Here is a 6,440-nt window from a genome sequence, read left to right on the forward strand (position 1 = left end):
CCGATCGCCACGTAGAGACTCGCAAACCTCAGCGGCGGATACAACCCCTTCCGGAAAGTTTTTTTTGATTCCTCGGTGTCGACTGGGTCACAGCCGTACTTCCATGGGGTGGACCCTGGCCTAAACGTTCGAGTGAAAGGACTTTCGCCTCTTCCACTCACACAATCACACGCAGTGCGCGGCGTACGCCTGTGAACGTCACGCTTCGGCGCAGCCCCAGGTGGTCACCGTCCATCTGGAGGGGCAGGGGCGCCTTCGAATGCAAGGTGAAGCGGTCCAGATCATGGAGTGAGACGGCATGCCTGCCATGGGGTCCGCGCTCGGGGGACGAAGTGAGCAACTGGGTGCCATACCGGGCAACCGCGGCCGTCGACAGGCGGCTCAGGCCGAGCACGTCGATGCCCGTGTCGAACGAGGCCTTAGGTGACGTGTACATCGGGCGATTGCCGAGATACGTCCAAGGGGACGTGTTCGAGACTATGGCGACAACCAGGTCCTCGATCGGGTCCTCGCCGGGCCGCTCCAGGGTGATCGTGCCCCGGCGGCGGTTGGCCTCGCCGAGGAACTGCCGGAGCACCTGGCGGACGTACAGGGCGTGCGTCGACTTCTTGCCCCGCTCGCGCTGCTGCTCGACCCGGCCGACCACGCCCGCGTCGAAGCCCAGCCCCGCGTTGAAGGTGAACCAGCGGCTCGGCACGCCCTCGTCCTCGGTGCCGGGCGGTCCCGAGGTCAGGCCGAGGCCCACCAGCCGCTCCCGGCCCTCGCGCAGGGCGTCCAGCAGGGCGCCGGTGGCCTCGACGGGATCGTTGGGCAGCCCGAGCGCGCGGGCGAAGACATTGGTGGAGCCGCCGGGCACCACGGCCAGTCCGGGCAGCCGGTCGGGGTCCGGGCCGGCGTGCAGCAGCCCGTTGACCACCTCGTTGACGGTGCCGTCGCCGCCGAGCGCCACGACCATGTCGATGTCGTCGCTCTCCGCGGCCTGCCGCCCCAGGTCCCGGGCGTGCCCCCGGTACTCGGTGGTCACCGCCTCCAGCTTCATCTCGCTGGCGAGCGCGTGGATCAGCACATCACGCCTGCGTGCGCTTGTGGTGGTAGCCGCCGGATTGACCACGAGAAGAGCACGCATGCAAGGCAGCGTACCTACTGGGTGGTACTCGACCCAGCCCGAGGTGTGGAACGGGTAAGAGGCGGGGGCGTGACCCTGGACACGTACCGGGCGCCGCGAGGGGCGAGGGGGAGCCGTGCGCGGCGCGGTTGCGGGACGGGTTCTTGGCGCGGCGGCGGCGAGTGTCCCCGTCCCCGTCCGCGACCCGCCGACGGCTACCCTGCTGGGGTGAGCAGTGAGCAGACTTCCCCGCAGGAGACCGCCGAGGGCGCCGGCACCCGGCCCCGCCGGCTGACGTACGCCGCCGTCCTCGCCGCCCTGGAGGGCGTCGCCCTGCTCGCCGGCGGACTGTGGGTGCTCGTGCTCGGCGTCACCGGCACGCCGGACGACCGGCAGCAGGCGGTGACCCTGGGCATCACCCTGGCCGTGCTCGCGCTGCTGCCGCTGCTCGCCGCCCGGGGCCTGCTGCTGCGCCGCGGCTGGAGCCGGGGACCCGCCGTGATCACGCAGCTCATCGCCCTCCCCGTGGCCTACAACCTGCTCAAGGCCGACAGCATGGCGGTGCCCGCGGGAATCGTGCTCGCGGCGGTCGCCGTGGCGGCGCTCGTGCTCCTCGTCAACCGGGAGACGACCCAGGCCCTCGGCATCAAGGGACCGGGCCGCGCCGAGTAGGGCAGGCGCTCTACTCCTCCACCAGCAGCTTCTCCCGCAGCTGCGCCAGCGTGCGGGCCAGCAGCCGGGAGACGTGCATCTGGGAGATCCCGACCTCCTGCGCGATCTGCGACTGGGTCATGTTCCCGAAGAAGCGCAGCAGCAGAATCCGCTTCTCCCGCGGCGGCAGGTCCTCCAGCAGCGGCTTGAGGGACTCCCGGTACTCGACCCCCTCCAGCGCCTCGTCCTCCGCGCCGAGCGTGTCGGCGACCGCCGGGGACTCGTCGTCGGTGTCGGGGACGTCCAGGGACAGCGTGGAGTACGCGTTCGCGGACTCCAGGCCCTCCAGGACCTCCTCCTCGGAGATGGCCAGCTTCTCGGCCAGCTCGTGCACCGTGGGGGAGCGGCCGTGCAACTGGGACAGCTCCGCCGTCGCCGTGGTCAGCGAGAGCCGCAGCTCCTGGAGCCGGCGCGGCACGCGTACCGCCCAGCCCTTGTCCCGGAAGTGCCGCTTGATCTCGCCGACGACGGTCGGGGTGGCGTACGTGGAGAACTCCACGCCCCGCTCCGGGTCGAACCGGTCCACGGACTTGATCAGCCCGATGGTGGCGACCTGGGTGAGGTCGTCCAGCGGCTCGCCGCGGTTGCGGAACCGGCGGGCCAGGTGCTCCACGAGCGGCAGATGCATACGGACCAGCTGGTTGCGCAGCTCCGCGTACTCCGCGCTGCCCGCGTCGAGCCCGCGCAGCTCGACGAACATCGCGCGGGCCCCGCTGCGGTCGTGCGGGTCGTGCGCCGCGGCCTGCACGGCCTCCGCGCCCGGCGCGTCGTCGTCCGCGTATCGCTCGTGCTCGCTCATCGTCCCGCCCGTAGCCCTTCCCCGAGCCCTCGCCCCCGCGCGGTCGGCGGAACCGGCTCCGCCGCGGGCCTTCGGCGGGGTGCCGGGGCCGGTGCCCGCACCGCCGGGCCGCGCGGAGTGGTCCTCCGGGTGGGGCCTGGCCTGCTCGGGGATGCCGTCGATGCCGTCCGCCGTGAGCCGGGAACCGTCGCGGGGGCCGTCCCCGGACGTCTCGGCCGCACTCGACCAGGGGGCACCCCCGTCCCCGGTCGGCAGCTCCCGCGTGCCGCGCTCTTCGTCCCGCACCGGACCGTCCCCGTTCTCCCTCACGCCGGCCCGGGACCCGCGCCGCGCTGTTTGTAGAGGCTGATGGACACCGTCTTGTCGTCGTCGACGGCTGACGAGACCTTCCCCGCGAGGGCCGACAGCACGGTCCAGGCGAAGGTGTCCCGTGAAGGGGCATGGCCGTCCGTGGTCGGCGCCGAGACGGTGACTTCCAGCGAGTCGTCCACGAGCCGGAAGACGCAGCTGAGCACCGAGCCGGGTACGGCCTGCTGGAGCAGGATCGCGCAGGCCTCGTCCACGGCGATGCGCAGGTCCTCGATCTCGTCCAGGGTGAAGTCCAAGCGCGCCGCCAGCCCGGCCGTGGCCGTCCGCAGCACCGACAGGTAGGCACCCGCGGCCGGCAGCCGGACCTCCACGAAATCCTGGTTCGCCGCGGGTTCGCCTGCGATCTGGGACACCCTCACCTCCATGGTGGTACAAGCTTTACGGGGCCGAGGGTCGCCCCCCGGGGCTAACGCGTAGGTGGTTCAAGCGGTGACGCTATCGCGCGCCGAATGTTCCCGTCCCGGGGCCCCAACCCCCTGGCGTCACTCACAGTAAAGCTGTGGATACGCTCCGTGTCTAGGGGGTGTGCGGCCCCAAATCGGAAGAGCGCGCGCCGGGTTGACGTACCCAGACGTCAGACGCCCGAACCGTCGTACATCCGCCGCCGCATGCAGTGTCACACGAGAAGGTGGCCGGACGGGAACACGATCAGCGATCGGATGCCGATCGTGAGAATCGGGCGGCCCGTTCGCGGCTCAGACCAGGACGTGGTCGACGAAGCACCACCGCCAGTCCTCGCCCGGCTCGAAGGTCCGCATCACCGGGTGACCGGACGTCTCGTGGTGCCCGGTGGCGTGCCGGCCCTGCGAGGAGTCGCAGCAGCCGACGTGCCCACAGGTCAGGCAGAGCCGCAGCTGCACCGGGTGCGTCCCGTCCGCCAGGCACTGCGGACAGGTCGCGGTCAGCGGTTCGGGTTCGGGGTGCGGCAGCGCGTCGGCGTGCGTGCACTGTTTCATGATTGCCAGATTACGACGGGTGTGCGGGTGGCCGCGCGGAAGAAGAGGGTGGGCGGGAACCATGAACGTGATGCCGCTGCTGTTGCTGGTGGCGGGCAGTGCCGCGGTGGCGGGGGCGGCCCGGCGCACCCCGGTGCCGGCCCCGCTGCTGCTGGTCGCGGTGGGCCTGGCGGTGTCGTACGTCCCCGGCATGCCCGACTACAGGCTCGAACCCGAGGTCGTCCTGCCCCTGGTGCTGCCCCCACTCCTCTACAAGGAGGGCACCGAGAGCTCCTACCTCGACCTGAGGGCGCAGAAGCGGCCGGTCGGGCTGCTGTCCGTCGGGTACGTGCTCTTCGCGACCTTCCTCGTGGGATGGGTCGCCTACCTCGTCGTGCCGGGGCTGCCGCTGCCCGCCGCCCTGGTGCTCGGCGCGGTCGTGGCACCGACGGACGCGGTCGCCGCCGCCGCGATCGCCCGCCGGGTCGGGCTGCCGTCCCGCATCACCACGATCCTCCAGGGCGAGTCCCTGCTGAACGACGCCACCGCGATCACCGCCTACAAGGTGGCCGTCGCCGCCGCCGTCGGCGCGGGCTCCACCTGGGCGGGCGGCTTCGAGGAGTTCCTGCGCGCGGCGGTCGGCGGCGTCGCCGTCGGCCTGGTGCTCATGGTGCCGATCCACTGGCTGCGCACCCGGCTGACCGAGGCGCTGCTCCAGAACACCCTCTCCCTGCTGATCCCGTTCGTCGCCTACGGGGTCGCCGAGCAGGTGCACGCCTCCGGTGTGCTCGCCGTCGTCGTGGTCGCCGTCTACCTGGGACACCACTCCTGGGAGGTCGACTTCGCCACCCGGCTCCAGGAGGAGGCGGTGTGGCGGATGGTCGCCTTCCTGCTGGAGTCGGCCGTGTTCGCCCTGATCGGCCTCCAGCTGCCGCCCATCCTCCAGGGACTCGGCGCCTACCACGGCGCCGATGCCGTCTGGTACGCCGTCGCCGTCTTCCTGGTCGTCGTCGCGGCCCGGTTCGTGTGGACGTTCCCGGCGACCTTCCTGCCGCGCCTGCTGTCGCGGCGCGTGCGGGAACGCGAGGAGAACCCCACCTGGCGGGCGCCGGTCGTGGTCTCCTGGGCCGCGATGCGCGGCGTGGTGTCCCTGGCCATCGCCTTCTCCATCCCGCAGACCGTGCGCGGCGGCGCCCCCTTCCCGCAGCGCGACATGATCCTGTTCCTGACCTTCACCACGGTCATCGGCACCCTGGTCGTGCAGGGCCTCACCCTCGCGCCGCTGATCCGCCTGATGGGGTTCCCCGGCCGCGACCGGCAGGCCGAGACGCTGGCCGAGGCCAACGCCCAGGCGCAGGCCTCGCTGGCCGCCGAACGCCTCCTGACCGAACTCCTCGCCGACGAGCGCAACGCCCTCCCGCCGCCGCTCGCCGACCGCCTGCGCGAGGTCCTGGAGCGCCGCCGCAACGCCGTCTGGGAGCGCCTCGGCCAGGTCAACCCGCTCACCGGCGAGTCCGTGGACGACACCTACCGGCGGCTGTCCCGCGAGATGATCAGCGCCGAGCGCGAGGTCTTCGTCCGGCTGCGCGACGACCGCCACATCGACGACGAGATGCTGCGCGCCCTGCTCAGGCACCTGGACCTGGAGGAGGCGGCGGCCCACCGGGAGACGGCGTAGCGCGTCAGGCGGTCCCGGAAAACGGCCGGCCGGTGACGACGGCGGCGAGGGTCGTCCCGCGGGGGCAGGCGCCCTCCTCGGCGAGGGTGACGAGTCCGTAGAGCAACTTGGCGACATAGAGACGTTCCACGGGCAGTCCGTGCCGTTGCTCGAAGTCCTCGGCGAACGCGTCGAGTTCGGGCGTCGTGCGCGCGTACCCGCCGAAGTGGAAGCGGTCGTCCAGGGACCAGTCGCCGGTACGGCCGCCGAAGGCACGTTCCTGCAACGCCCGCACCTCGGCCTCCAGGAAGCCGCCCTTGAGCACCGGCACCCCGAGCGCCCGCTGCCCCCGCCCCAGCCCGGCGGCGAGCCCGGCGAGCGTGCCACCGGTGCCGCAGGCGACCGCGACGACCTCGGCGTGCCCGCGCAGTTCCTCCCCGAGGGCCCGGCAGCCGCGCACGGCCTCGGCGTTGCTGCCGCCCTCCGGGACGACGTAGGCCCCCTGCGCCCCGGCCGCCCGCAGGATCGCCGCCAGGGTCTCCGGCTCCGTCTTGCGGCGGTAGGCCGACCGGTCGACGAAGTGCAGCCGCATGCCGTCCGCCGCGCACCGGGCCAGCGACGGGTTCAGCGGCCGGTCGGCCAGCTCCTGGCCGCGGACCACCCCGGTGGTGTCCAGCCCGAGCAGCCGCCCGGCCGCGGCGGTGGCCCGCAGGTGGTTGGAGTAGGCGCCGCCGAACGTGACGAGCGGGCGCCCGCGTGCCGCCGCGATGTTCGGCACGAGCTTGCGCCACTTGTTCCCGATCAGCTCGGGATGGACGAGGTCGTCCCGCTTGAGCACCAGCCGCAGGCCCCGCCGCTCGAACC

Annotated in this window: 7 protein-coding genes; 2 read left to right on the forward strand and 5 right to left on the reverse strand. The window is 72.4% G+C overall.

Annotated elements, in window-relative coordinates; genetic code table 11:
* Nucleotides 1-157 precede the first annotated feature (157 nt).
* Complete coding sequence (locus FRZ03_RS15000) at nt 158-1,126, reverse strand: diacylglycerol/lipid kinase family protein (protein ID WP_146465652.1); 969 nt, start codon at nt 1,124-1,126, stop codon at nt 158-160.
* A gap of 207 nt (nt 1,127-1,333) precedes the next feature.
* Between FRZ03_RS15000 and FRZ03_RS15005 the strand changes: the two genes are divergently transcribed.
* Nucleotides 1,334-1,777, forward strand: coding sequence for a hypothetical protein (locus FRZ03_RS15005; protein ID WP_146465653.1), 444 nt, complete (start codon nt 1,334-1,336; stop codon nt 1,775-1,777).
* 10 nt (nt 1,778-1,787) lie between these two features.
* Here the strand turns inward: FRZ03_RS15005 and FRZ03_RS15010 are convergent, their stop codons facing one another.
* The 3 genes from FRZ03_RS15010 to FRZ03_RS15020 form a co-directional block, all read right to left on the reverse strand.
* A complete protein-coding gene (locus tag FRZ03_RS15010) occupies nt 1,788-2,900 on the reverse strand; it encodes an RNA polymerase sigma factor SigF (protein ID WP_186785432.1) in 1,113 nt (370 codons plus the stop codon).
* 20 nt (nt 2,901-2,920) lie between these two features.
* The gene (locus FRZ03_RS15015; RefSeq protein ID WP_146465655.1) at nt 2,921-3,337 is read right to left on the reverse strand and encodes an ATP-binding protein; all 417 of its coding nucleotides are present in this window, start codon (nt 3,335-3,337) and stop codon (nt 2,921-2,923) included.
* A gap of 342 nt (nt 3,338-3,679) precedes the next feature.
* Nucleotides 3,680-3,940, reverse strand: coding sequence for a UBP-type zinc finger domain-containing protein (locus FRZ03_RS15020; RefSeq protein ID WP_146465656.1), 261 nt, complete (start codon nt 3,938-3,940; stop codon nt 3,680-3,682).
* A gap of 61 nt (nt 3,941-4,001) precedes the next feature.
* Between FRZ03_RS15020 and FRZ03_RS15025 the strand changes: the two genes are divergently transcribed.
* Nucleotides 4,002-5,597 carry a Na+/H+ antiporter gene (locus tag FRZ03_RS15025; RefSeq protein ID WP_146465657.1) on the forward strand — a complete coding sequence of 532 codons (1,596 nt, stop codon included), beginning with the start codon at nt 4,002-4,004 and terminating at the stop codon, nt 5,595-5,597.
* Between the two features lie 4 nt (nt 5,598-5,601).
* Here FRZ03_RS15025 and FRZ03_RS15030 read toward each other — a convergent pair.
* Nucleotides 5,602-6,440, reverse strand: an 839-nt coding sequence (locus FRZ03_RS15030; protein ID WP_146465818.1) for a 1-aminocyclopropane-1-carboxylate deaminase/D-cysteine desulfhydrase, incomplete at its 5' end; no start/stop codon positions are given.

The sequence above is a fragment of the Streptomyces misionensis genome, from assembly GCF_007896895.1.
In the GTDB taxonomy this organism is placed as follows: Bacteria; Actinomycetota; Actinomycetes; order Streptomycetales; family Streptomycetaceae; genus Streptomyces; species Streptomyces misionensis_A.